This window comes from Candidatus Cloacimonadota bacterium, from assembly GCA_011372345.1.
In the GTDB taxonomy this organism is placed as follows: Bacteria; Cloacimonadota; Cloacimonadia; order Cloacimonadales; family TCS61; genus DRTC01.
The window spans coordinates 1-1,776 of record DRTC01000532.1 but is presented as its reverse complement, the minus strand read 5'-3'; the positions used below and the strand labels follow the sequence as shown (position 1 = coordinate 1,776).

1 protein-coding gene is annotated in these 1,776 nt (G+C 37.5%); it reads right to left on the bottom strand.

Translation table 11 applies throughout. From position 1 onward, the window contains the following. Positions 1 to 1,523, bottom strand: a 1,523-nt coding sequence (locus ENL20_10170) for a hypothetical protein (protein ID HHE38921.1), incomplete at its 3' end; no start/stop codon positions are given. Positions 1,524 to 1,776: the final 253 nt, after the last annotated feature.

Genomic DNA, 1,776 nt, shown 5'->3' with positions numbered 1-1,776 from the left:
TCGATCTTCACATTTCCACTGGTATTGGAACTTGTCCAGGTCATATTATGAGTAGAATCTACCTGCCATGATTCTCCGCCATTGGGAGATGTTACGGTTATTTCCGGAACAGGAGGAGTAGATAAGGTGAAATAGCTATCACTATAATCGTAAGTAAAAGCATCGGCTGTATCCTCGATTTTTATTGTGTATTGTGCTCCAGCATCATAAGTATCCGGGATATCCCAGCTATAACTTCCATCATCTGTAGTGCTGGAAATAATTGTATCGTATAGACTACCTCCGTCATAGATCTCGATTTTTACATTAGGACCAATATCCTGACTCGTCCAGGTGATGTAATGAGTAGAATCGAGTTCCCAATCTTCTCCTCCGTTGGGAGAAGTTACGGTAATTTCAGGCTGCACATCCGGGAAAAGATTGAAGATCCCGGCTTGACTGGAAGTAAAATTATATGAACCGGGTGTAAGGTCGTTCAAATAATAATAACCATTATAAGAACCTGACCAACCCCAGTTAAAGTGAAAATGACTGTTATTACCGGTTTCATATCCGTCTAAATTAAATGAATGTCCTCCTGATCCGTATCCTCGATATTGAAGTGGATAACCGTTATCCAAATTATCCCTCAGCATATTTTCCCATTCAGTATCCGTATGATATGCTTTTTGGTCATAATAAGCACTGTTGTCATAATTAAAATATGTTTCAAAAGCATATACACAATCCGAAGTATAAGCTCCCGAACCTTCGGGTCCATAATCCATATCAACAGATACGCCGCAATGATATAGCAATTCCCGGGAAGCATCTGTGGGAGAAGTATTGTTCATTGGAAAATTATAAGTGGTCGCACCGAAATTAGCTGAAAGATAACCGTAGTCTGGATGAGTATATCCATGAGAACCTGTTCCGGTTGCAGGATATTCCCAATAATTCAAGATCTGCGCCATAGCTACAGCAACACAACCGGCATAAACATATCCTCCGGGTCCGCCCGTATCAGCAGGACAATCTGTGTTCCAGCTATAATTCTGATTCCACATCGAATCAAGCAAGGGACCAAGACGATTGAGATCCCTGCTTTGTTCAAAATCTTCTGGTTTTACATTTAATCTTTCCCATTCTTCAATTGTTTTCTTCGGAGCAGGAAGGTTATTATCTTTGGCATAAACGATCTGCTCTTTAAAATTCTCAAGCATAGCATCGAATCGGACAGGATGATCCTCCAATCCGTAATGATGCTCAAAATTATAACCGAGAACAGGGATGATAGCGTCATCGGCAGCGATAATTATATAACCGCCTTCCTGGAAATTGAAGATATAATAAATGTCTTCGGAATCTTCCTGCACTTGGAAAGTCTCGATAATTTCAACATTTGTTAAATTATCATTTTTTGTTCTTTCCAAATACCAATTACACGCAACCTGCTCTGCATCTTTTAAATCCACCGGAATTCCAGCTATAATTGCCGTGAAAATAAAAGTCATCAGGATTACTAAAACTTTTTTATTGTTCATCTTTCCTCCTAAATTTTTTTATTGATCATATCCTCTTCTAAAAAAGAAAATTACATTGTTCAAAAAACATTTATTCCGATTTTCCAAATAGAACTAACACAATACTTCTTTCATTATTATTACTTTCAATAGAAAATATTAAATGACTTTCTTTTCAAGTTTACTGCAAAACACAAAAAACCGACCTCATAAAGAAGCCGGTTTTTAACTAATTATTTATCTAATTACTCGCTGTAACTCGATAGAATTTCAT